Here is a 22,691-nt window from a genome sequence, read left to right as displayed (position 1 = left end):
AGCGTGCGCTGTCGTTGTGCCCCTGGATGTCACATGCCCGTTGCCCTGGTCGTTCTGCTGCTCGATATCACGCTGATCTACCACGCCTCGCGAACCGGCCGGTTGCGCCCCTGGGCCTTCATCATCCTGCTGGTGCCGATGATGGGCGCGCTCGCCTATATCGCGGTCGAGCTCATTCCCGAATGGTTTTCCAGCCCCGGTGCGCGGCAGGCGCGCCAACGCGTCGCCAACCGCCTCGATCCGGAGAAGCGCTATCGTGAGCTGTCGGACCGGCTGGCGGACACCGACACCATCGCCAACCGGGCGGCGCTGGCGGAAGAGTGCACCAATATCGGCCGGTTCAGCGAAGCGGAAGCGCATTACGATCACATCCTGAAACTGCCGATGGGCCACGATCCCGCCTATGCCTTCGGCAAGGCGCGGGCCGAGTTTGCCGCCAAGCGCCCGGCCGATGCGCTGGCGACGCTGGACGATCTCCAGAAGCAATGGCCAGACTTCGATTCCGCGGAGGCGCATCTGCTCTACGCCCGCGCGCTCGCCGAGGTCGGCCGGCTCGACGAGGCCCTGGAGGAATATCACGCGCTCGCCGGCTATTTCCCCGGCGCCGAGGCGCGGGTGCGCTACGGCATGCTGCTGCAAATGGTCGGCCGTACCGCCGAGGCGCGCATGGTCTTCAACGAGCTGCTGATCCAGATGCGCCGCGCGCCAAAATATCTGCGCGATGCGCAGGCCGAGTGGCTCAACATCGCCGAGAAGCAATTGTCGGCGTCGCGCTGATTGCCGCTTCAACGCCAAACGCCAGAGAAGGCGATCAGGTCAACCAGGTAATGCACGAGCACGACCGGCCAAAGCGCGCCTGAGCGCCGGTACATCACCATGAAAAGGATGCCGATTGTTGCGGAGAGCAGGATGTTTCCGATCCCCGTCCACCAATGATGGGCGCCGAATATCAGAGACGTGACCAGAATGGCAAAGACACCGTCGCCCACGTAAGGCAGCAATGCGTTCCGAAGCAATCGCCTGAAAATGATCTCTTCGCTGGCCGCGACCAGTGCCAGGCCAAAAACGAGATCGAAGACGTCGAGCCAGCCGGTCGGGTGCGGATACTTGCCAATGACAGTCGCCGGAAATGTCGCATCGATGAGACGTTGCGGCCACTGACCCAAGCGGTCCAGCAGCACAATTCCTGCGATCCAGACGCCGATTTCAAGAAAGGAAATCCGACGTTTCTCCGTGCGATAGGCAATAGCTCGTGCTGCCGGAATCGCCGCAAGGATGGCCAGGGCAGCTATCCGGCCGGCATAGTCCCAGACGAGCCAACCCGCTGCAGTGTTCTGATGCAGTCGCATGAGTTGGGATGCAACGAGCGGAACAAGCGCGAGGGCGAACCACCAGATGCCGGGCACGCGATCGGCTTTTGAATCGCCAATGGCGTGCGGAGAACGACTTTCCATGCTGGGCCCTGATGGAGGGATGTGTCACGACAGGCTTGCGCGCGACTACCTCACATTGGTCCAACGTGTGTCAACCGGCCCTCAGACCCTACGCAGCCGTCCCAACCAGCGCTTGTAGGCCTCGTCCGGAATCGTCATCGCGGCGACGCCCGCCATCACCAGCAGCAGGCCCAGTGCCAGGCTCGATGGCACGCTCTCGCCGAGCAGCAGCACGGACAGGCCAACGCCGATCGGGATGCGCAGATAGCCCTGCGCGTTCGTTGTCAGCGTGCCGAGCCGGCCGAGGCAGACGTAGAACAGCATCAGGCCCAAGGCGCTGGAGACGATGCCCATGACGATGGTGGCGACGATGGCCTGAAACGTCGGATGCAGTGTCCAGGGCTGGTCGATGACCAGCGCGGGCGGCAGCAGCACGAGGCCGCCGAACAGGAGCGAGCCCGCCGCCACCACCATCGGATCGTAGTCGGACAGCCTGAGGCCGAAGATGGTCGCGCAGGCAAAGGAGATGGTGGCGAGCAGGATCGCGATCTCCGCCACGATCTCACTCCCGAAGCCGCGCAGCGCATCGAGCCCCACGATGGCGACGGTGCCGGCGAGTCCCAAAATCGCGCCGGCGAGCTTCAGCAGCGTCGCCGGCTCGTGGCGCGTGATCAGCGAGGTGATCAAAAAGGCGAAGATCGGCGTGGTTGAGGCCAGCACCACCGTGTTCGAGGCCGGCACATATTGCTGCGACCAGGTGATGATCAGGAACGGGAAGGTCGAGTTGATCAGCTGCTGGGTCGCAAACAGCTTCCAGGCCTTCGCGTCGGTGGGAATTTTGCTGCCGCGCATCCACAGGATCGCGAACAGGAAGGCGGCCGCGATCAGCGAGCGCGCCGAGATGAAGGTGATCGGCGGGATGGTGTCCAGCGCGAGTTTTGCCAGCGGATAGGTCGAGCTCCAGCAGCAGGCCAGCGCGAACAGCAGCGCGTAATCGCGCCAGTTGCGGGCGCCGGTGGCGGCCATGGATGGCAGCGGCGACGATACGGCGGCCGCTGCGCGACCCCTCGGCGATGTGCTCTGCGGCACCTTGTTTCTGCTCCCCGGCGCGAACGCGCTCGGCCCAAGTCTGGGCGAGGGGGCGGCAAAAGGGAAGGCGCCGAGCTATGCGTTTGGCTGAGGGAGCGACTTCCACTTCGCCCGCTTGATCGTTCCGGAAAAGGTGAACAGAAGGCGCTCGCCAGATCTCATCTGCCCGCGCAGGAAGATCAGCGACTTGCCGGCGCGGGTGACCTCGCCGGTGCACTCGATCAGCTCGCCCTCATGTCCCGCATCGAGGAATTCGCAGGCGAAATTGACGGTCACACCCTTGCCCTGCAGCGCGTGGCGGCCGAGCGCGAACAGGCTGTAGTCGGCGAAGGCCATGAAGCAGCCGCCATGGACGTTTCCGGAGCCGTTCAGGTGCTTCTTTTCGACCCGGAAGGCGCAGCGGACGCTGCCGTCCGCCTCCAGGCGGTGCCAGAAGGGGCCGATATGGTTCTCAAAACTGTCGCGGATCCAGGTCTGCCAGCCCGCAAATTCGCCCTCGGTCGCGACATGCAGCTCGGGGCGGGGGGAAGCGGCCATTTTGGTCAATTCGTGCAAGGAAATGGGCCTTCAATTACGGGTGCTTTGCCCTTAAATCCGATCCGTCAGCGCCGTGCAATTCCCGTTCCCGCGGGGCCCCCGGCGCAAAACGTGGGACAGCGGGAAAATGCGCCATAAAGGGCTTTTCCAAGGCCCCCGATGTTCCTAAGAACGGCCAAACCGCCGCCGAAAGCCCCGAATCCATGAAGAACGAACCCAAGATCACCCCCGAACTGGTTGCCGCCCACGGGCTCAAGCCCGACGAGTATGAGCGCATCCTGAAGCTGATCGGGCGGGAGCCGACCTTCACCGAGCTCGGCATCTTCTCGGCGATGTGGAACGAGCATTGCTCGTACAAGTCCTCGCGCATCCATCTGCGCGGCCTGCCGACCAAGGCCCCCTGGGTGATCCAGGGTCCCGGCGAGAATGCCGGCGTGATCGACATCGGCGACGGCCAGGCCGTGGTCTTCAAGATGGAGAGCCACAACCACCCGAGCTACATCGAACCCTACCAGGGCGCGACCACCGGCGTCGGCGGCATCTTGCGCGACGTCTTCACCATGGGCGCGCGGCCGATCGCCTGCCTCAATGCGCTGAGCTTCGGCGCGCCCGAGCATGCCAAGACCCGGCATCTCGTCTCCGGCGTGGTCGCCGGCGTCGGCGGCTACGGCAATTCCTTCGGCGTGCCGACGGTCGGCGGCCAGGTGCGCTTCCACACCCGCTATGACGGCAACATCCTCGTCAACGCGATGGCGGTCGGCCTCGCCGACGCCGACAAGATCTTCTATGCGGCCGCCTCCGGCGTGAACATGCCGATCGTCTATCTCGGCTCGAAGACCGGCCGCGACGGCATTCACGGCGCCTCGATGGCCTCGGCCGAATTCGACGACAAGTCCGAGGAGAAGCGCCCGACCGTGCAGGTCGGCGATCCCTTCGCCGAGAAGCTGCTGCTGGAGGCCTGCCTCGAGATCATGGAGAAGGGCTGCGTCATCGCGATCCAGGACATGGGCGCGGCGGGCCTGACCTGCTCGGCGGTCGAGATGGGCGCCAAGGGCGATCTCGGCGTCGATCTCGATCTCGATGCGGTGCCGACCCGCGAGACCGGCATGAGCGCCTATGAGATGATGCTCTCGGAAAGCCAGGAGCGCATGCTCATGGTGCTCAAGCCCGAGAAGGAAAAGGAAGCGGAGGAGATCTTCACGAAGTGGGGGCTCGATTTTGCGATTGTCGGCTACACCACGCCGAGCAAGCGCTTCGTCGTCAAGCATGGCGGCGACGTCATGGCCGACCTGCCGATCAAGGAGCTCGGCGACGAGGCGCCGGTCTATGACCGCCCGCATGTCCCGTCCGCTGCGCTGCCGGTCGTGCACGCCCGCGACGTGGTCGCGCCGATGGGCTTAGGTAGCGCGCTGGAGAAGCTGATCGGTACGCCCGACATGTGCAGCAAGCGCTGGGTGTGGGAGCAGTACGACCACGTCATCCTCGGCAACACCATGCAGCGCCCCGGCGGCGATGCCGCCGTGGTGCGCGTCCAGGACGGGCCGAAGGGCCTGGCGCTGACCGTCGACGTCACGCCGCGCTATTGCGAGGCCGATCCTTATCAAGGTGGAATGCAGGCGGTGGCGGAAGCCTGGCGCAACATCACCGCGGTCGGCGGCAAGCCGCTCGCGATCACCGACAATCTCAACTTCGGCAACCCCGAGCGTCCCGAGATCATGGGCCAGTTCGTCGGCTGCCTGAAGGGCATCTCGGAAGCCTGCCGCACGCTTGACTTCCCGGTCGTCTCAGGCAACGTCTCGCTCTACAACGAAACCAACGGCCGCGCGATCCTGCCGACGCCCTCGATCGGCGGCGTCGGCCTGCTCGACGACTTCACCAAGTCGGCGTCGCTGGCCTTCAAGGCCGAGGGAGAGGCGATCCTCTTGATCGGCGAGACCCATGGCTGGCTCGGCCAATCCGTGTATTTGCGCGACATCTGCGGCCGCGAGGAGGGCGCACCGCCCCCGGTCGATCTCGCCGCCGAGAAGCGTAACGGCGACTGCGTGCGCGGCATGATCCATGCGGGCACCGCGACCGCCGTGCACGACCTCTCCGACGGTGGCCTCCTGATCGCGCTCGCCGAGATGGCGATGGCGGGCGGCATGGGTGCAAAGCTGCTGGCGGCGCCGACGTCGCTTGTCTCGCAGGCTTATTGGTTCGGCGAGGACCAGGCGCGCTATCTCGTCACCGTGCCGGAGACCGAAGCCGGCCGCGTGCTCGCCAAGATGCGCGGCTGCGAGGTGCCCTGCGTGCGGATCGGCACCACCGGTGGCGACGCGATCGCGATTGCCGGCGAGGCGCCTGTTACGATCGACAGCTTGCGCAAGTCGTTCGAGCGCTGGCTGCCGGAATATATGGGCGGCAAGGCGGCGTAAGCTGCTGCCACGCACTCCGTCATTGCGAGCGTAGCGAAGCAATCCAGGATCCCTCCGCCGAGGCAGTCTGGATTGCTTCGTCGCAAGGGCTCCTCGCAATGACGAGTGGAGAGGCCTGGCCTCACAGCACCTTCGTTGCCCCGGGGATCTGCCGCAACGCTCGCGTTAGCGCCCAACTGAACGCGACCGTCAGCACGAAGCCGATCGTCGCCTTGACGATCGCGGGCAGGTCATAGTCGAACAGCCAGTATTGCAGCCACAGTGCGATCGGGTAGTGCACCAGGAACATGCCGTAGGCGTCGGACTGCATCGGATCGAGTAGCTTGGCTGAACCTGATTGCTTGAACCGCTGGAAAAAGGCCAGGATCAGAAACATGATGGCCACGCTGAAGACAGTGAAGCAGATGGCATAGAGCGCTTCATACCAGTCCGGCAATGCCGACGGGTTGCCCAGTATTTCGCGCTTGATGAAGATCAGCACCCAGAGCAAGCAATACGGAACGATCGCCAGCACCATCCAGTCCCAGCTGACCCTCGCCATCCGGCCATCTGCCGCGAGCAGGCCGCGATCCATGTTCGCGACGCCGATGCCGGCACCGAAAAAGAAGTAGGTCGCATAGAGCATCACGCGCCCGTGCTGCACTGAGAACGGTCCGAACTCGAACCAGCTGCTTGGTCCATAAAGAATTCGCCCAGGAATGTAGAACGCTGCGGTGACGGCAAGCATGACCGCGAAGAACGCGGCGGGCCGACGGCGACCATGCAGCGAGAGGCGGTTGATCGGATCGAGCAGGTTGGGTGACAGCCGGTGCAGCAGGCAGGCAACCAGGTCGAAGGCGAACAAGACCCAAAGGAACCAGATCGGCCCGCTCGGCCACGGGCCCTTCGTGACCATATTCCACCAGTATTCCGAAAAGCCGATCTCGGGATGGTGTCGGAGCGAGATGGCGTAATAGGCGAGCGGGATGATCGTGAATGCGCAGATCACGAACGGCAGGCCAAGCCGAAGCAGGCGATCTGCCAGATAGTTCAGCGCGCCCTTGCGGGCGATGCCCGACCAAGCAAACAAGCCCGACAGGAAGAAGAACATCGCCATGAAGAAGCTGTCGGTGGCGAGCACGATCATGTCGAAGCCGAAGAAGAATTTCGGATCGGTATGACCGAAGTAGGTATAGGGGATCACGGCGTGGTGCAGCAGCACCACCAGGGTCAGGAAGGTGCGGGCCCGATCCAGCGACAGGTTGCGCGCCTTGGCCTTTGGTGCAGCTTGCGCCTCCGGACCGATCGTCGCTGTATGTGACATCGTCGTCATGGTTCGCCCCGATTGCGCTCCTGTCCCGCGACGGACTGTGCCGCCCGGAACCGGATTCAGCAAGGGGTGTGTGAGCCCCACAACCGTCCTGGGACGATAGGAACCAGTTCCGCGTAGCAAGGTTGGCGTTCGCGCAAAGGGGCTTGAGGGCCGCAGTGGCGGCACAATTTCGGAGCTGGTGATGACGATCCTGAAATGGGCGCTGATCTTCTTACTGGTCTCGATCGTGGCCGGCGTGTTCGGCTTCACCGGCATCTCGGCCGCCTCGGCCGATGTCGCCCGCTTCCTGTTCTACGTCTTCGTCGTGATCTTCCTGGCGCTGCTGATATTGGGGCTGACGATCTTCCGGGCGTAGCGGCGAAGCCGCTCGACCGGCTCGCGTCCTCAATTGCGAGCGTACGCCCTTACGCGGGTCAGCAACTCCCCGAGAAACTCGTCGGGACGGTTGAACGGGAGAAAATGATCGCCGCCGCGAACCCAGACAAATTCCTTATGGGGTGCAGTGATCTGACTGAAATATTGCTCGGCAGGTCCGCCCGGCGTCACGCCATCCGAATCGCCCTCGATGAAGAACATGGGGATTGAAAATTCGAGTCCTAGTGAGGCCACCTCGTGCTGAACCATCGGACCATCCCGTCCGGTCAGATATTTGGTGGAGAAGGCGACGCCCTTGCGCCAGTTGTACCAATCGAGCAGCGAGAAATCCGGCATGAAGCGGGGCGGGATCGCGCCAGCCAGCTGGATGCGATCGACGGGAAGGGCCAGCACGCGGCTCCACTTTTCGGCGATCAGGCGATTTTCCTCGCTCATGGTCGGCCGTGCAGCGATCGGCGCCAACTCCGCCAGCGCCTCGTTGTTGCTGGTCGACGCCGCCAGTGTTTGCAGGCGGGCAATCTTGAGCTCGAATGCCTTCTCGAAGGTCGTCCTGCCGACGACCTGACCTGTGCCGACATAGGCCCAGAACAGGTCGGGGCGTTGCTTCGCCATGTGAATTGCCAGGAATGAGCCCCAGGAGTGTCCGACCAGGACAATCCTGTGCTTGTGCAAGTGCGCGCGCAGATATTCGGCCAGCTCGATGCCGTCCTGCGTCATTCGTTCCAATGTCATCGTTGGAGCGAGCGTCTCTCCAGCGGCACCATAAGTGCGGCCGGTACCGCGCTGGTCCCACTGCACAATAGTGAAATGCTTTTCCCAGGAGCGCCAGCCCGACGAGATGGGCAAGGTAGTGCCTCCGGGCCCGCCGTGGACGAACAGCAGGACCGGGTTATCCCGATCCTCGCCGCGGATTTGAATCCATTGCTTGATGCCGCCGATGTCGACGAACTCTCCCTCCTGCACCCCCTTGGGGGAGCGGATCGCGAGAGTTTCGGCAGCAAGATGCTGGCGATAGGCGCGAAAACCCAGCCCGGCTGTGGCCACCACGATGACGACGCCGGCCAGTCCCAGCAACGAGAGTCCAATCAGTCTTCCGGCCTTGCGCGGCATTGACAGCAGCGTCGACTGAGACGGGGTGATGATCGCCCGGAGTCGGAGTGCCGTGAACCTACCCCACTTCCTCGATCTTCACCTTGTCCGGATAGAAGGCGAGATGGCCGGAAATCTCCGTCATGGCGGGGAAGGGCGTCTCGTAGGTCCAGATCGCGTTGTCGAGCGTCTTGCCGTCGGCCTTGACGCTGTAGTAGCTCGCGTCGCCCTTGTAGGGGCAATGGGTGACGCGGTCGGTGCGCTCCAAGAGCGCCATGTTGGCGTCCTCCCGCGGCACATATTGCACCGCCGGATATTTGGCCTCCTTCAAGGTCAGCGCCTTGCTGGTCTCGGCGATGACGATGTCGCCCGCCGTGACGCGGACGCGCCGGGGATTTGGGGTGATGGTGATGGGGTGGTCCGGCCCTGGAAGCTTCATGATTTCACGCCTTTTCGATCAATCTGCCGCGCGCGGCACTTTGTCGTGCCTTTGTCCCGATGCGATCAGGGATATAGTGCCGGAAGGCGTGACGTAGAAGACCGTTCACGCTAAGTTTGTCCCGCCGGCCCCGGGGACCCCGGCGAGCGATTCGAAGACGAGGCTGCCCTGCAGCCGAGATAAGGAGCTAGACCCGAATGCCCATGGACGCCCACGATATCGAGGCGATGATCAAGGCAGCGATCCCCGATGCCGAGGTGACCATCCGTGATCTCGCCGGTGACGGCGATCACTATGCCGCGACCGTGATCTCAGAATCCTTCCGCGGCAAGTCCCGCGTCCAGCAGCACCAGATCGTCTATCAGTCCCTGCGCGGCCAGATGGGCGGCGTCCTGCATGCGCTGGCGCTGCAAACCGGGGTACCTGGGGTACCCGGCACCTGACCTGACGAGCGCCTGATCCGAACGCGCCGGGGAACGACGATGGCTGCCGAGAATTCGCGCGGCGCGATGTTTCGCGTCATCCTGCCGAACCAGCCCAGCCGCGTCACCAACGCCGAGCTGTTCTTCGACCTCGTCTTCGTCTTCGCCGTCACGCAAATCTCGCACACGCTGCTGCACCATTTCACGCCGCTCGGCGCGGTGCATGTCGCGGTGCTGTTTCTCGCGGTGTGGTGGGTGTGGGTCTACACCGCCTGGGTCACCAACTGGCTCAATCCGGATCTGACGCCGGTCCGCATCCTGATCTTCCTGATGATGCTCGGCGGCCTCGTGCTGTCGACGACCATCCCGACCGCCTTCGAGGGGCGGGGCCTGTGGTTCGCGATCGCCTACGCGGCCATGCAGGTCGGACGCACCGCGTTCTGGCTGTTTGCGACCCCGCGCCATCGCACGGCGGTGCGGCACAACGCGATCCGCATCCTGACGTGGCTCTCGATCTCTGCGGTGCTGTGGATCGCGGGCGGTTTCTCCGAGGGAGAGACCCGGTTGTGGCTGTGGATCGCGGCGGTCACTTGGGAGTATGTCTCGCCCGCGGCGCGCTTCTGGGTCCCGAAGCTGGGCTTCTCGTCGGTCGAGGCCTGGGCGGTCGAAGGCAACCACATGGCCGAGCGCTGTGCCGGCTTCATCATCATCGCGCTGGGCGAAGCCGTTGTGGTCAACGGCGCGACTTTTGCCGAACTGGAATGGACGTCGGCCAACATCCTCGCTTTCGTCTCGGCGCTGGTCGGCAGCATCGCGATGTGGTGGGTCTATTTCCACAAGGGCGCCGAGGCCGGCTCCGAGCGGATCTCGAAATCCACCGAATCCGGCCGGCTGGCGCGGCTCGCCTACACCTATCTGCACATGCCGATCGTCGCCGGCATCATCCTGACCGCGGTCTCGGACGAGCTGGTGCTGAAGCACCCGACCGGCCACTCCGACGTCCGCACCATCGTGAGCACGATCGGCGGTCCCCTGGTGTTCCTGATCGGCACCATCCTGTTCAAGCATTCGATCCGCGGCTTCCTCCAGCTCTCGCACGGCATCGGCATCATCCTGCTGCTGGTGCTGTGGTGGTTTGCAGCCGATCTGTCGCCGCTCCGGCTCTCGGTCGCGACCAGTGTGATCTTGATCGTGGTGGCGGTGTGGGAGTCGGTGTCGCTGGGATCGAAGGTGGAGGAGGCGGAGGAGCATTGAAGCGCGGAGCGGCCTGAGCAAGCGCCCCGTCCTTCGAGACGACCGCGGAGCCTATCATCGGGCCGCGCTTCGCGCGGACCCGGTGGCGGTCTCCTCAGGATAAGGCTGACCGGTCACGCTGCCTGTTGAAACTGCTGCCGCACACTCCGCCCTCATCCTGAGGAGCCGCTTAAAGCGGGCGTCTCGAAGGATGCGCCGCGGGGAAAGCGCTCTCAAATACCGGGAAGCGGTGAGGATTACTCCACGACCTCCAGCGCATGCACGGAGAACATCTTCGCCGCGTCCGTCCAGCTTTCGCGCACCCGCCAGCCAGCGCCTTGCGCCAGTGCGGCAAAGCGCTCAATGCTGTATTTGTAGCTATTCTCGGTATGAATGCTCTCGCCCGGCTTGAACGAGAAGCTGGTGCCGAGCAGGCGCACGGTCTGGCTCTTCCTGCTGATCAGGTGCATCTCGATGCGGTGCCGCTCGCGATTGTAGATCGCGCGATGGGTGAAGGCGGACAGGTCGAAATTGCCGCCGAGCTCGCGGTTGATGCGCACCAGCACATTGAGGTTGAAGCGCGCGGTGACGCCGGCGGCATCGTTATAGGCGTCATGGAGCACGCGCTCGTCCTTCTCGAGGTCGGCGCCGATGATCATCTGCGCACCCTTGCCCAGGATCTGGCGCGCGCTCTTCAGGAAGGCCTGCGCTTCATGCGGCTCGAAATTGCCGATGGTCGAGCCGGGGAAGAAGCCGACCTTGGGCATGGATGCGACCGCCTTCGGCAGCTCGAACGGCGTGGTGAAGTCGGCGGCGACCGGATAGATGCCGAGCGCGGGGAAGTCGCGCTTGAGCCCGTTCGCCTGCGCCGCCAGGAAATCGCCGGAGATGTCGACGGGCACATAGGCCGCGAATTTGCAGTGGCCCAGCAGCAGGCGGACTTTCGTGGTCGCGCCCGCCCCGAACTCGACCAGCGCCGCATGCCCGGGAATGATCTTCGCGATCTCGCTGCCGCGCTCCTTCAGGATCGAGAGCTCGGTGCGCGTCGGGTAATATTCCGGCAGGCGCGTGATCGCCTCGAACAATTCCGACCCGGTCGCATCGTAGAAATATTTCGGCGACAGTTTTTTCGGCTGCTGCGATAGGTCCTCGATGGCCTCGCGGGCGAAGGCGGTGGTCTGCTCGTCGGGAAGATGGGCTTCGGCCAAAGCGCTGGCGTGCACATTCATGATACTCTCCTGAACGCGCTGTCCGGCGCGCATCTGTCGTCGGATTAAGGACTAGACGTAATCGGCGAGCCGCAGTCCCGTGAACTGCCAGCGATGGTGCGGATAGAAGAAGTTGCGATAAGTAATACGGCTGTGGTCCTCAGGAGTTGCAAGCGAGGAGCCGCGCAGAACCAATTGGTTGATCATGAACTTGCCATTGTACTCGCCGAGCGCGCCTTCGACGGCGCGATAGCCGGGGTAGGGCGAGTAGGACGACCGCGTCCATTGCCAGACGATGCCGAAGGCGTCGTTGAGCTGCCTGGAGCGGGCCGCGACCTCCCATTCCATCTCGGTTGGGAGATGCCTGCCGGCCCAGCGCGCGAACGCATCCGCCTCGTAATAGCTGACATGGCAGACCGGCGCGTCGGGATCGACCGGCTTGAGGCCGGCGAGCGTCATCACCTGCCATGCGCCGTCGACCTCGCGCCAATAGCCCGGGGCCTGCCAGTCTTCCTTGCTGGCTGCGGCGAAGCCGTCCATCAGCCACAGCGTTGCCGTGCGGTAGCCGCCGTCGCGCATGAAGGCGAGCCATTCGGCGTTGGTGACGAGATTGCGCGCGACCTTGACAGGGCCGACGAGGGCGCGATGGGCGGGCTTCTCGTTGTCGAAATGGAAGCCGTCATCGACATGGCCGACGGTGTGGATGCCTTCGTTGAGCGTCAGCCAGTCGTCGCCGGTGCGCGTTGCGGACGGAAAGCGCCAGTCCGGGTCGTAGGCCGGATAGACCGGATTCTGCGCGAACGCATGCAGGATGTCGGTGAACATCAATTCCTGATGCTGCTGCTCATGGTTGAGCCCGACCTCGACCAGCGGCGCCAGGGCCAGGAGCTGGTCGTCGCTCGCTTCGCGGAAGAATTTGACGACGGCTGCATCGACATACCTGCGGTAGGCGCCGACCTCGCCCGCGCTCGGACGGGTGATGTCGCCGCGATGGTTGCGGGCATGACGCGGGCCGGCGCTGACGTAATAGGAATTGAACAGAAACGCGAAATCGGGGTGAAAGGGCCGGTAGCCGGAGGCGTGCTCGCCAAGTAAAAATTGCTCCCAGAACCAGGTGGTATGAGCCCTGTGCCATTTCGCAGGGCTCGCATCGGGCATGGACTGGATCTGCTGGTCCTCGGGCGACAGCGGCGCGGCCCGGCGCTCGGTCTCGTTGCGAACCGCGAGAAAGTCCTCTTCCAGCCGCCGGGCAAGGCTGCCCTCCTCGGAGGATGGTGACGAAAGCGCGGGGGCGGCCGTGGCGGAGGCTGGTTTCGTCACGTTTTTCTCCAGACAGGACAAGAGAACGTTGTTGGCGTTGCCCGGTTCCAAAACCAAGGTTCGTCCTAGATAGGGGCTCCGTTACGGTATGAAAGTCCTCCCCGGTGATGATATTTGTGCCATCATGCAATGGGCCGGCGCTGCCGGGGCCGGCCGCCCAAGGCCGGGAGAAGGCCGGGACACGGGCGGGGACGGGGACCGTTCGCCGCCATTTTACTTTGGATGCACAACGGTTTGGGCTACATATATAGGCAGGTATCGGGTTAAATCGGCTGAGCCGGCCCGAAGCAATTGGTGAGGGCTCTGCCCCAGAAGGACACGGATATGAGCATCGCGGAATTCATCGACAACGAAGTGAAGTCGAACGACGTGGTTCTGTTCATGAAGGGTACGCCGCAATTTCCGCAGTGCGGTTTCTCCGGCCAGGTCGTCCAGATCCTCGACCATATCGGTGTCGGCTATAAGGGCCTCAACGTCCTCGAATCCGCCGAGCTGCGCAACGGCATCAAGGAATACTCGAACTGGCCGACCATCCCGCAGCTCTATGTGAAGGGCGAATTTATCGGCGGCTGCGACATCGTCCGCGAGATGTTCCAGGCCGGCGAGTTGCAGCAGCTCTTCTCCGAGAAGGGCGTCGTCGTCGCGGCCTAAGGGCGTGACCGTGCTGTCGCGCCGGATTGGCGGCGTGGAGCTCGACGTCGTCGTTGCCGACATCACGACACTGAGCGTTGACGCCATTGTCAACGCGGCCAACACGTCGCTCCTTGGCGGGGGCGGCGTGGATGGTGCGATCCATCGGGCCGCCGGGCCCGATCTTGTCGCTGAATGCCGCATGCTTCACGGCTGCAAAACGGGCGACGCCAAGATCACCAAAGGCTATCGGCTCAAGGCCGCCCACGTGATCCACACGGTCGGACCGGTCTGGAATGGCGGCACGCTGGGCGAGGACGGCCTGCTCGCCTCCTGCTATCGTCGCTCGATGGAGCTGTGCGGCAAGCACAAGCTGACCTCGGTGGCGTTCCCCGCGATTTCGACCGGCATTTTCCGCTTTCCTGCCGACCGGGCCGCCGATATTGCCGTGCGTACGACCATCGAAGGGCTCGCCGCCGCGCCATCCGTCACCCGCGTGGTGTTCTGCTGCTTCGCCGAGCCGAGCGCCAAACTCCATGCCGAGGCGCTGGCGCAACACAGCAGCCCTTGTGCCCGATGACGCGGTCAGTACACTCCGCCGGACCATGTTCCGGGGAGGGGATATGAATTTTCATGTTGGACTGCGCCCATTTGTCTATGGCGCATTGTTGTCGTTCGGCCTGATATCGCTGGCGCGCGCGGAGGGCACCTACGAGATCCCGGCCGGCGCGCATTTCAACCAGGACAAGCTCGCCAAAGTCAGTGAGTTCTTCAAGAACGAGGTTGCGACCGGCAAGATCGCCGGTGCGACCGTGCTGATCCAGCAGCACGGCAAGCCGGTCTACCACGAAGCCTTCGGCGTGCAGGACGTGGTCAGCAAGGCGCCGATCACGGACAAGACCATCTTCCGCCTGTTTTCGATGACCAAGGCGATCACCTCCGTCGTCGCGGTGCGACTGATCGAGGACGGCAAGATCAAGCTGGATGATCCCGTCTCGAAATACATTCCGTCCTTCGCCAATGTGAAGGTCGGCGTCGAGAAGAAGGCCGAGGACGGCACCAAGTCGCTCGAGCTGGTGCCGCCGAACCGGCCGATGACAGTGTACGATTTGATGACGCACACCTCGGGTGTCACCTATGGCTTCTACGGCGACAGCCTGGTGCGCAAGGCCTACCGCGACGCCAATATCTATGCCGGCGACTATGACCTCGCCGAGTTCGCCGAGCGCATCGCCAAACTCCCGCTGCACAATCAGCCGGGCGCGCTGTGGCAATACGGCCATTCCACCGACATTTTGGCGCGCGTGATGGAGATCGCCGCCGGCAAGCCGCTGATCGACATCATGCAGGAGAAGCTGCTCACCCCGCTCGGCATGGTCGACACCGGCTTCTTCGTCACCGACCCCGAAAAGCAGAAGCTGCTGGCGCAGCCGGTGCCGAATGATTCCGATTTCCGCGTCGGCCGCATCAACGATCCGACGGTCGTCAAGAAGATCATGTTCGCCAGCGGCGGCATGGTCACGACCATGGCGGACTACAAGCGCTTTGCGCAGATGCTGCTCAATGGCGGCAGTCTCGACGGCAAGACCATCCTCAAGCCCGAGACGTTCAAGCTGATGGTGACGGATCAGATCGGTCCGAAATCGGGCGTTGATCGCGACTATTTCTATTTCCCCGGCGACGGCTTCGGCTTCGGCCTCGGGCTTGCGGTCCGCACCGATCCCGGCAACGCAAAACCGCCGCCGCCCGGCGATCTCGGTGAATTGAAGTGGGACGGCGCCTCCGGCTGCTATTTCGTGATCGATCCCAAGCAGGACATGTTCTTCGTGCTGCTGGAGCAGACCCCGACCGAGCGCCAGCGCGTGCAGCGGACATTGAAGCTGTTGGTTTATGAAGCCATGGAGAATTGACATGAGCGGGCGCCGTGCGCTGTTCGCGGCGCTCGTTCTGCTGTTGAGTGCGGCCGGTGCGCAAGCGGGCTCGGAGACGCGCGCCGCACGCAGGTTCTCGCCTGAAGGCCTCGCAAAGGTCTCCGACTACATCCAGAAGGAGATCGTCGCGGGAACGTTCCCGGGCGCGATCCTGCTGCTGCAGCAGCACGGCAAGCCGGTCTATTACGAGAATTTCGGCGTTCGCGACGCTGCGACCGAGCTCTCGATGAGCGCCGACACCATCTTCCGCCTCTACTCGATGTCGAAGCCGGTCACGACGGTCATGGCGATGATGCTGGTCGAGGAGGGCAAGCTCTCGCTCGAAGATCCCGTCTCGAAATACATCCCGGCCTTTGGCGAGATGAAGGTCGGCGTCGAGACGAAGGCCGAGGACGGCAAGGTCTCGCTGGCGTTCGAGCCGGTCAACCGCCCGGTCGCGGTCAAGGATCTGATGCGCCACACCGCCGGGCTTCCTTACGGCTATTATGGCGGGGGCCTGGTGAACAAGCTCTATGCCGACGCCGGTCTGTTCGACAACAAGGCTTTGACCAATGCCGAACTCATCGCGAAGATCGTCACGCTGCCGCTGGCCGAGCAGCCCGGCACGATCTGGGACTACGGCCTCTCCACTGACGTGCTCGGCCGCATCATCGAGGTGATCTCGGGGAAATCGCTGTTCCAGTTCGAGAAGGAGCGGCTGCTCGATCCGCTCGGGATGACGGACACCGCATACTATGTCGCCGATCCCGCCAAGTGGCCGCGCATCGCCGAGCCGATGCCTGGGGATCGTGCGATCAGCCCGATGACGCAGGTCCGCGATCCCCGCAAACCGCTGAAATGGGAGTCGGGCGGCGGCGGCCTCGTCGGGACGATTGGCGACTACGCGCGCTTCTCGCAGATGCTGCTGAATGGCGGCACGTTTGAAGGCCGGCGCTATCTCAAGCCGGAGACCATCGCGCTGATGGCGTCGGACCATATCGGGCCGGAAACGAAGATCGCGCGCGACCAGAACTATTATCCGGGCGGCAGCTCCGGCTTCGGCCTCGGCTTCGCCGTGCGCACCTCGGTGCCTTCAGGCACGTCATGGCCGCTGGGCGAGTATCGCTGGGACGGCGTCGGCGGCACCTTCTTCTTCATCGATCCCGAGGACGACCTGTTCGGGATCTTCATGGTGCAGACCCCCTCGCAGCGCGGCCGGATTCAGCTGGCGCTGAAGACGCTGATCTATCAGGCGATGGGGCGGTGACGAGCCGCCCTCGTAGCCCGGATGGAGCGCAGCGCAATCCGGGACTTTCTCACCGTGCGGATAGATCCCGGATTTCGCTGCGCTCCATCCGGGCTACGGGACTGGACTTACGCCCCGCGCACGATCTCGCGCACGTATCCGATCGCTTCCTCGACCTGGGCCGCGTTGACGTCGAGATGGGTGCAGGCGCGGATGCGGCCATCCATCATCGCAAGCGTCACGCCGCGCTGGCGCAACGCCGCGACCATCTTGTCACCGGAAATGCCGGCGCCGTCAGGCCTGAAGAACACGAGGTTGGTTTCGGGCTCCTGCACCTCGATGCCGGAGATCTGCGACAGCCCGCGCGCGAGCGCGCGCGCATTGGCGTGGTCGTCGGCGAGGCGCCCGACGTGATGATCGAGCGCATAGATGCAGGCGGCGGCGCAGATGCCGGCCTGCCGCATCGAGCCGCCGAGGCGCTGCTTCCATTGCCACACCGCATCGATGAAGGCCCGCGAGCCTGCGAGCACGCCGCCGATCGGCGCGCCCAGGCCCTTGGAGAAATCGATCCAGGCCGAATCCCAGCCCGCCGTCATGTCACGCGGGGAGATGCCGCTGGCGACGGTGGCATTGAGGAGACGTGCGCCGTCCATGTGGGTGACGAGGCCGTGTTGCTTGGCGATGGCGACGATCTCGTCGAGCGCCGCCTTCTTCCAGATCGTACCGCCGCCGATATTGGCGGTCTGCTCGACGCTGACGACCGTCTGCGGCGGCTGGTAGCGCGTGCGCGGATGCAGCGCTTTCCGGAACGTCTCCGGCGTGAACTGGCCGTCGGGACCCCTAAGTTGCGTCACCTGGAAGCCGCCGATCGCGGCATGCGCGCCGCCTTCGCGGGCGATGATGTGCGCGGTTTCATGGGCCAGGATCTCGTCGCCGGGACGGCAATGCACCAGCGTCGCGGTGACGTTGCACATCGTGCCCGAGGGCATGTAGACCGCGGCCTCCTTGCCGAGCAGCTCGGCGACGCGCTCGCAGAGCGCATTCACGGTCGGATCGTCGCCGACCTGCTCGTCGCCGACCTCCGCCCGCGCCATTGCGTCGCGCATCCCCGCCGTCGGCTTGGTCTGCGTGTCCGAGAGCAGATTGATGCGCACCGGCGGTGCCTTGGGATCGGTCGGGGGAGGGGTGTAGAGCATGGCTGATCTCGTCATTTCATCTAGTCGAACAATTGCGGTCTGATGTCTTGTGCGCCGTGAAGAATGGCACGGATCTCGACGTGGTCGGCTTGCACCGTGTAGAAGATCAGATGGGATTGGAAGCGGAAACGTCGATAGCCGGCCGCAAGTTCATCCACTTGCTGGCCGATCAAGGGAAAGTCGGCGAGAAGTCCGAAGGAACGGATCGGACCAGCGTAATAAGCTTCAGCCTGATATTTGCCGAACCGGCTTTCGGTGAAGTCGTAGATGTCGATCAGGTCGGCTCGGGTGCGCTCCGATAACCGATACTCAGCCATGGCGGCGTTGAGCAACACGTTGGCGCGCGGCAACGAGGATGTCGTCCGGCGTGTCCGAGGTGAAATTGTTGCAATCGGGCTGAACGAACAGCGCCTGATATCGGCGGACTTGCTCGTCACGGGGCAGCTTGGCCCATGCCTCAAGCTCCGCCTCGGAAGGCGTTGCCGATGGGGTGATGTTGGAGAGCTGGTCGGTCGTCTGGGACATCGAGAGCATGTTACCACAACAAAAAGGCCCCGGAAACCGGGGCCTTTGAGCAATGGATCGCGGAGATATCAGCGCGAATAGAATTCGACGACCAGATGGGGCTCCATCTGCACCGGGAACGGCACGTCGGAGAGGCCGGGGATGCGCGCGTACTTCGCGGTCATCTTGCCGTGGTCGACTTCGAGATAGTCGGGGACGTCGCGCTCGGGAAGCTGGCTGGCTTCGAGCACGTGGGCGAGCTGCTTGGAGGCTTCCTTGACCTCGATCACGTCGCCGACCTTGAGCTGGTAGCTCGAGATGTTGACCTTGCGGCCGTTCACCTTGATGTGGCCGTGGTTGATGAACTGGCGGGCGGCGAAGATCGTGGAGACGAACTTGGCGCGGTACACGACCGCGTCGAGACGGCGCTCCAGGAGGCCGATCAGGTTCTCGCCGGTGTCGCCCTTGAGGCGGCTCGCCTCGACATAGATGCCGTGGAACTGGCGCTCGGAAATGTTGGCGTAGTAGCCCTTGAGCTTCTGCTTGGCGCGGAGCTGCACGCCGAAGTCGGAGAGCTTGCCCTTGCGGCGCTGGCCGTGCTGGCCGGGGCCGTATTCGCGGCGGTTCACGGGGCTCTTCGGGCGGCCCCAGATGTTCTGGCCCATACGGCGATCGATCTTGTACTTCGCCTCACTGCGCTTAGTCATCGCGTCCTCTTCGGTTGCATGGTTTGAGGAAACGCGCCCTCCTGTGTGACGGGCCAGGCCCGGCACCGACAGGTCCGATCCCCAAAGCTAGAGGGAGCCGACCACGGGTCGCGAAACGCTTCGCGGGCCGAAATCGGCCCGCGAGCAGGCGGCTTTTAGGGGAGTTTGGGGTTCGCTGTCAATTCTCTAGCCGTCATTCCGGGGCGGCGCCGAACCCGGAATCTCCAGGTTCCGGGTCTGGTCCTTCGGACCATCCCGGAACGATGGGGCTTAAGTCCTGACCGCCCGGATCGCCTTTGGGCCCGAGCCCTGCAATTCGGCAGCGATTTCAGTGTTCAGGACCTGTTCCAGCCGGGTCAGGACCCGGGCGATGGGGGCCGCGTCCGTGACCCGGTGGTCCCAGCGGATCACGACATGGATGGTCTGGTCGGGCTCGACCACCCCATAGCTGACGATGAAGGGGCCCGGCGTGATGGGGTGGAGCTCGCCGCCGCCATAGGCGGCCACCGAGCTCACCGCAAAGCTGCCGAACCAGTTGCCGCGCTGTCGGCCGAAATTCAGCCCCACGGCCCAGGACAGCCGCCGCAGCGGCAGCGGTAGGCGGGTCGCCCGCATGATCTTGCGGAACATCGGGATGTCCTCGATCGGGGCCGTCTTGGCGCGGCGGATCTCGGCGTCGACCTGGGCCAGCGGCAGGGCCTCCGGGGCTGCGATTCGCTGCGGCAGCACGCATTCCTCGCCGTCCTCGACCCTGGCAATGGCCACCGTCGCCACGCTCTTCGGCAGCTCGTAGAGGGTCGGCCGGGGCCATTTGGCGTAGACGGTGCGCAGCACCGGCTCGTCCCTGGCCACCAGGGCGAAAGCCTTGACGAACATCGCCGCCCAGCCCACGGGCGCCAGTGCGCCGGCACGGGCCTCCAGCAGGGGGCGAATATCGAGCGAACGGGAGAGCGAAACGAACGGCACGTCCATCGAGGCGCGCATGAGGTCGCAAATCAGGCGGCGCGGCAGCGAAATGGTCTTGGGGGTCCCGCGCATCGCTCTTTCGGTTCCGGCGGATGAAAAAATGGGCAGCGAACGGGCTCCCGCTCGCCGCCTGCTCTAGCACGAACCAACCCGCTTGGGGCCGGTCGGTTCGCCGCATCAGGGGGCCGGCGAGGCCAGCGGCTTGGTCTTGTCGACGACGTAAACTCCAAGCACTTTCATAGCCTTATCGCCATGGGCCTTGGCGTCGTGCACGACGCCTGCCGGGATCTGGTAGGAATCACCGGCTTTCAGGGTTTTCTCCGGCTGCCCATCGATCAGGAGACTGAGTTCGCCTTCCAGGACATAGCCCGTCTCAATTCCGGGATGCGTGTGGCGTCCGGCCGAACCGCCCGCCGGGACTTCGGCGATGGCGGTGATGGTGTTGTAGCCGTCCGGAAACTCGATCTTCTGGAGCGGGGTGCGCTTGATGCCGGGCTGCTGGGCGACGGCCGCAACGGCAAGGCCGGTGAAGACGAGAGCGAGCAAAGTCTTTTTGAGCATGATTTTCCTCCCTTGAAGCGGCCGACCCTAGCAGCGCCGCAGTTCCCGGCAAGGCTCGATAACCCAAGGGCTAACGTCTGATCCCCTCGAACGCGGCCATGATGCCGCGCTGGAACAGCGACCAGTCGAAGCCGAGTGCGATGGCGCGATAGCCGCGGTCGATCAGGGCGTTGGCCTGGTCGGCGGTGCGGGCGACGCCGCCGATCGGCACGCCGCTTTTGAGGATGCCGGCTTCGGCGCGCGCGACCAGCTCCAATAGCTCCGGATCGTCCATTTGGCCGCGCTTGTTGATGGACGTCGCGAGATCGCCGGGACCGATCACGGCGACGTCGATGCCGGGCGTCGCCATGATCTCGTCGATGCGGTTGACGGCCTCGACGTGCTCGATGGTGACCATGCAGATCATCTCGTCGTCGGCAGAGGCCATGTAATCAGGCATCGATTTGCCCCAGCGGAACGGCGCGTGGAAGGGACCCCAGAGACGGTCGCCGCGCGGCGGATAGCGCACGCTGCGCACCGCCTTCTCGGCATCGGCGCGATTGGTGATCATCGGAAAGTTGATGCCGAAGGCGCCGATGTCCATCGGCGCTTTGGCAAGCCACGGCTCGTTCGCCGCGATCCGCACCAGGGGCGTGCACGGCGTGCCCGTCGTCGCGGCAATCATCGCATGTGCTTCGGTGAGGCCGATCGGTCCGTGCTCGAGATCGACGATGATCCAGTCGAGCGAGCGCGCCATGATCTGCACCATCTGCACGCTCGGGATGGTCGCGATCGCGCCGAAGGCGGGGCGCCCCTCGCTCCACAATTGGCGGAGGCGATTGAGCGGCGTTGCGGGGATCGACATGGGATGACCTGCGCGGAGATGACGACGGCAGAGCCTAGCAGCGCGTCGTCGATGCGGAAAGTCAGGCCAGCGCGCGCCCGCCGAAGAACGGCGTCAGCGTGGCGCTGAGCCCATGCACGCGGTTCGAGGTGAAGATCATCTCGGCGCCGGACTGCGCGATGGCACAGGTCGACGCACCCAGCAGGTCCGAGACGCGGCGGGCGATCGCCGGCGCCGGGTCGATCCACTCGACCGGCCAGGGCGCGAGCTTCTTCAGGCGGTCGAGCAGCAACGGATAATGTGTGCAGGCCAGCACCACGGTATCCGTGCGCGCGCCCGCTTCCTCACCGACGAAGCAGGGCGCGAGCTCGGCGCGGATGGCGTCGTCACTGACGGAAGCGCCACTCAGCTCGGCTTCGGCCAGCGAGGCGAGCTCGGGCGAGCCGACCAGCGTCACCTCGCAGCCTTGCGCGAAATCGCGGATCAGCGCCTTGGTGTATTCGCGCTTCACCGTGCCCTTGGTGCCGAGCACCGAGACACGGCGGGTCTTCGACAGGGCGCAGGCCGGCTTGATCGCCGGCACCGTGCCGACGAAGGGCAGGGAATAAGCGGCGCGCAGGTGCGATAGGACCAGGGTGGAGGCCGTGTTGCAGGCGATGACGACGAGGTCGGGATCATGCGTGCCGATCAGCTCACCCATCAGCGGCACGACGCGGGCGATGATCTCGTCCTCGCTGTGGTGGCCGTAGGGGAAGAAGGCGTCGTCGGCGACGTAAACGTAATGGGCGTCCGGGCGCGCGGCCACGACCTCACGGAGCACCGTGAGCCCGCCAAGGCCGGAATCGAATACCAGGATCGTCAGGGAATTGGTCACGTCGTTACCTTAAGGCGCCATGGTTACCATTCGGTTTTTGGGGCGGTTTTGCGGCGGATCCGCTAATGGGATGGTCCGGCCGTGCTCCTGCCCCGCCAGCGATAAGCTGGCCAGGGGCGCCAAGACAAGGAGCACGCCATGTCCCAGACACCCAGTACTGCGATCGCCGTGATCGGCATCGATATCGGCAAAAACTCGTTCCACGTCGTGGGCCACGATACGCGCGGCGCCATCGTGCTGCGGCAAAAGTGGTCGCGTGGCCAGGTGGAGGCGCGGCTCGCCAATATGCAGCCTTGCCTGATCGGCATGGAAGCCTGCGTCGGCGCACATCATTTGAGCCGCAAACTCGCATCGCTAGGTCACGATGCCAGGTTGATGCCGGCCAAATATGTCCGCCCTTATA

General features: G+C 64.3%; 25 protein-coding genes and 1 pseudogene. 10 read left to right on the top strand and 16 right to left on the bottom strand.

Annotated elements, in window-relative coordinates:
- Positions 1–33 precede the first annotated feature (33 nt).
- Entirely contained in the window at positions 34–777 is a 744-nt protein-coding gene (locus IQ16_RS25615; protein ID WP_018647436.1) for a tetratricopeptide repeat protein, read from the top strand.
- Between the two features lie 8 nt (positions 778–785).
- On the opposite strand, the gene IQ16_RS25610 is transcribed toward IQ16_RS25615, so the two are convergent.
- The 3 genes from IQ16_RS25610 to IQ16_RS25600 all read right to left on the bottom strand — a co-directional run bounded on the left by IQ16_RS25610 (position 786) and on the right by IQ16_RS25600 (position 3,077).
- Positions 786–1,454 (bottom strand): CPBP family intramembrane glutamic endopeptidase, encoded by a 669-nt coding sequence (locus tag IQ16_RS25610; RefSeq protein ID WP_018647435.1) that lies wholly within the window; start codon positions 1,452–1,454, stop codon positions 786–788.
- Positions 1,455–1,535: 81 nt separating this feature from the next.
- Positions 1,536–2,522 (bottom strand): DMT family transporter, encoded by a 987-nt coding sequence (locus IQ16_RS25605; protein ID WP_018647434.1) that lies wholly within the window; start codon positions 2,520–2,522, stop codon positions 1,536–1,538.
- A 75-nt stretch (positions 2,523–2,597) separates the two neighbouring features.
- On the bottom strand, positions 2,598–3,077 hold the full coding sequence (locus tag IQ16_RS25600; protein WP_018647433.1) for a PaaI family thioesterase: 480 nt from the start codon (positions 3,075–3,077) through the stop codon (positions 2,598–2,600).
- Between the two features lie 185 nt (positions 3,078–3,262).
- On the opposite strand from IQ16_RS25600, the gene purL reads away from it, so the two are divergent.
- Positions 3,263–5,473, top strand: a complete 2,211-nt coding sequence (gene purL / locus IQ16_RS25595) for a phosphoribosylformylglycinamidine synthase subunit PurL (RefSeq protein ID WP_018647432.1) — start codon at positions 3,263–3,265, stop codon at positions 5,471–5,473.
- A gap of 121 nt (positions 5,474–5,594) precedes the next feature.
- Here the strand turns inward: purL and IQ16_RS25590 are convergent, their stop codons facing one another.
- Positions 5,595–6,785 (bottom strand): acyltransferase family protein, encoded by a 1,191-nt coding sequence (locus IQ16_RS25590; RefSeq protein WP_018647431.1) that lies wholly within the window; start codon positions 6,783–6,785, stop codon positions 5,595–5,597.
- A 181-nt stretch (positions 6,786–6,966) separates the two neighbouring features.
- Between IQ16_RS25590 and IQ16_RS25585 the strand changes: the two genes are divergently transcribed.
- Positions 6,967–7,140, top strand: a complete 174-nt coding sequence (locus IQ16_RS25585) for a DUF1328 domain-containing protein (RefSeq protein ID WP_018647430.1) — start codon at positions 6,967–6,969, stop codon at positions 7,138–7,140.
- A 29-nt stretch (positions 7,141–7,169) separates the two neighbouring features.
- Here IQ16_RS25585 and IQ16_RS25580 read toward each other — a convergent pair whose 3' ends face one another.
- Both IQ16_RS25580 and IQ16_RS25575 read right to left on the bottom strand, forming a co-directional pair.
- Positions 7,170–8,270 (bottom strand): alpha/beta fold hydrolase, encoded by a 1,101-nt coding sequence (locus IQ16_RS25580; RefSeq protein WP_026312703.1) that lies wholly within the window; start codon positions 8,268–8,270, stop codon positions 7,170–7,172.
- A 58-nt stretch (positions 8,271–8,328) separates the two neighbouring features.
- Entirely contained in the window at positions 8,329–8,688 is a 360-nt protein-coding gene (locus IQ16_RS25575) for a DUF427 domain-containing protein (protein ID WP_018647428.1), read from the bottom strand.
- 197 nt (positions 8,689–8,885) lie between these two features.
- On the opposite strand from IQ16_RS25575, the gene IQ16_RS25570 reads away from it, so the two are divergent.
- Both IQ16_RS25570 and IQ16_RS25565 read left to right on the top strand, forming a co-directional pair.
- Complete coding sequence (locus IQ16_RS25570) at positions 8,886–9,131, top strand: BolA family protein (protein ID WP_018647427.1); 246 nt, start codon at positions 8,886–8,888, stop codon at positions 9,129–9,131.
- Positions 9,132–9,170: 39 nt separating this feature from the next.
- Positions 9,171–10,364, top strand: coding sequence for a low temperature requirement protein A (locus IQ16_RS25565; protein ID WP_018647426.1), 1,194 nt, complete (start codon positions 9,171–9,173; stop codon positions 10,362–10,364).
- A gap of 236 nt (positions 10,365–10,600) precedes the next feature.
- Here the strand turns inward: IQ16_RS25565 and egtD are convergent, their stop codons facing one another.
- A complete protein-coding gene (gene egtD, locus IQ16_RS25560) occupies positions 10,601–11,572 on the bottom strand; it encodes an L-histidine N(alpha)-methyltransferase (protein ID WP_026312702.1) in 972 nt (323 codons plus the stop codon).
- A 51-nt stretch (positions 11,573–11,623) separates the two neighbouring features.
- On the bottom strand, positions 11,624–12,922 hold the full coding sequence (gene egtB / locus IQ16_RS25555; RefSeq protein ID WP_018647424.1) for an ergothioneine biosynthesis protein EgtB: 1,299 nt from the start codon (positions 12,920–12,922) through the stop codon (positions 11,624–11,626).
- Between the two features lie 273 nt (positions 12,923–13,195).
- Here egtB and grxD point away from each other — a divergent pair, with 273 nt between their 5' ends.
- Genes grxD through IQ16_RS25535 form a run of 4 tightly spaced genes read left to right on the top strand, consistent with a single transcriptional unit; the run spans position 13,196 to position 16,678 of the window.
- A complete protein-coding gene (gene grxD / locus IQ16_RS25550) occupies positions 13,196–13,522 on the top strand; it encodes a Grx4 family monothiol glutaredoxin (protein ID WP_018647423.1) in 327 nt (108 codons plus the stop codon).
- A 4-nt stretch (positions 13,523–13,526) separates the two neighbouring features.
- The gene (locus tag IQ16_RS25545; RefSeq protein WP_018647422.1) at positions 13,527–14,081 is read left to right on the top strand and encodes an O-acetyl-ADP-ribose deacetylase; all 555 of its coding nucleotides are present in this window, start codon (positions 13,527–13,529) and stop codon (positions 14,079–14,081) included.
- A gap of 43 nt (positions 14,082–14,124) precedes the next feature.
- Positions 14,125–15,411 (top strand): serine hydrolase domain-containing protein, encoded by a 1,287-nt coding sequence (locus IQ16_RS25540; protein WP_026312701.1) that lies wholly within the window; start codon positions 14,125–14,127, stop codon positions 15,409–15,411.
- Position 15,412: 1 nt separating this feature from the next.
- Complete coding sequence (locus tag IQ16_RS25535) at positions 15,413–16,678, top strand: serine hydrolase domain-containing protein (protein WP_018647420.1); 1,266 nt, start codon at positions 15,413–15,415, stop codon at positions 16,676–16,678.
- Between the two features lie 107 nt (positions 16,679–16,785).
- On the opposite strand, the gene IQ16_RS25530 is transcribed toward IQ16_RS25535, so the two are convergent.
- The 8 genes from IQ16_RS25530 to murI form a co-directional block, all read right to left on the bottom strand.
- Positions 16,786–17,853: a threonine aldolase family protein gene (locus tag IQ16_RS25530; RefSeq protein ID WP_026312700.1), complete on the bottom strand. Its 1,068-nt coding sequence runs from the start codon at positions 17,851–17,853 to the stop codon at positions 16,786–16,788.
- 20 nt (positions 17,854–17,873) lie between these two features.
- Positions 17,874–18,203 carry a type II toxin-antitoxin system RelE/ParE family toxin gene (locus IQ16_RS25525; protein ID WP_018647418.1) on the bottom strand — a complete coding sequence of 110 codons (330 nt, stop codon included), beginning with the start codon at positions 18,201–18,203 and terminating at the stop codon, positions 17,874–17,876.
- Complete coding sequence (locus IQ16_RS25520; RefSeq protein ID WP_167526348.1) at positions 18,163–18,378, bottom strand: hypothetical protein; 216 nt, start codon at positions 18,376–18,378, stop codon at positions 18,163–18,165. The genes IQ16_RS25525 and IQ16_RS25520 overlap by 41 nt, the downstream gene beginning before the upstream one ends.
- 68 nt (positions 18,379–18,446) lie before the next feature.
- Positions 18,447–19,064: a 30S ribosomal protein S4 gene (rpsD, locus tag IQ16_RS25515; RefSeq protein WP_018647416.1), complete on the bottom strand. Its 618-nt coding sequence runs from the start codon at positions 19,062–19,064 to the stop codon at positions 18,447–18,449.
- A 270-nt stretch (positions 19,065–19,334) separates the two neighbouring features.
- The gene (locus IQ16_RS25510) at positions 19,335–20,102 is read right to left on the bottom strand and encodes an acyltransferase (RefSeq protein ID WP_018647415.1); all 768 of its coding nucleotides are present in this window, start codon (positions 20,100–20,102) and stop codon (positions 19,335–19,337) included.
- A gap of 105 nt (positions 20,103–20,207) precedes the next feature.
- Positions 20,208–20,591 (bottom strand): cupin domain-containing protein, encoded by a 384-nt coding sequence (locus IQ16_RS25505; protein ID WP_018647414.1) that lies wholly within the window; start codon positions 20,589–20,591, stop codon positions 20,208–20,210.
- 70 nt (positions 20,592–20,661) lie between these two features.
- Positions 20,662–21,435 carry an HpcH/HpaI aldolase family protein gene (locus IQ16_RS25500; RefSeq protein ID WP_018647413.1) on the bottom strand — a complete coding sequence of 258 codons (774 nt, stop codon included), beginning with the start codon at positions 21,433–21,435 and terminating at the stop codon, positions 20,662–20,664.
- Positions 21,436–21,496: 61 nt separating this feature from the next.
- Positions 21,497–22,288, bottom strand: coding sequence for a glutamate racemase (gene murI, locus IQ16_RS25495; RefSeq protein ID WP_018647412.1), 792 nt, complete (start codon positions 22,286–22,288; stop codon positions 21,497–21,499).
- A 138-nt stretch (positions 22,289–22,426) separates the two neighbouring features.
- Between murI and IQ16_RS25485 the strand changes: the two are divergent.
- Positions 22,427–22,691 (top strand): annotated as a pseudogene (locus IQ16_RS25485) (IS110 family transposase); the annotation flags it as partial.

This window comes from Bradyrhizobium huanghuaihaiense, from assembly GCF_007830635.1.
GTDB lineage: Bacteria > Pseudomonadota > Alphaproteobacteria > Rhizobiales > Xanthobacteraceae > Bradyrhizobium > Bradyrhizobium huanghuaihaiense.
Note: the sequence above shows the minus strand (reverse complement) of the source record. Positions and strands in the feature narration are given on the sequence as shown.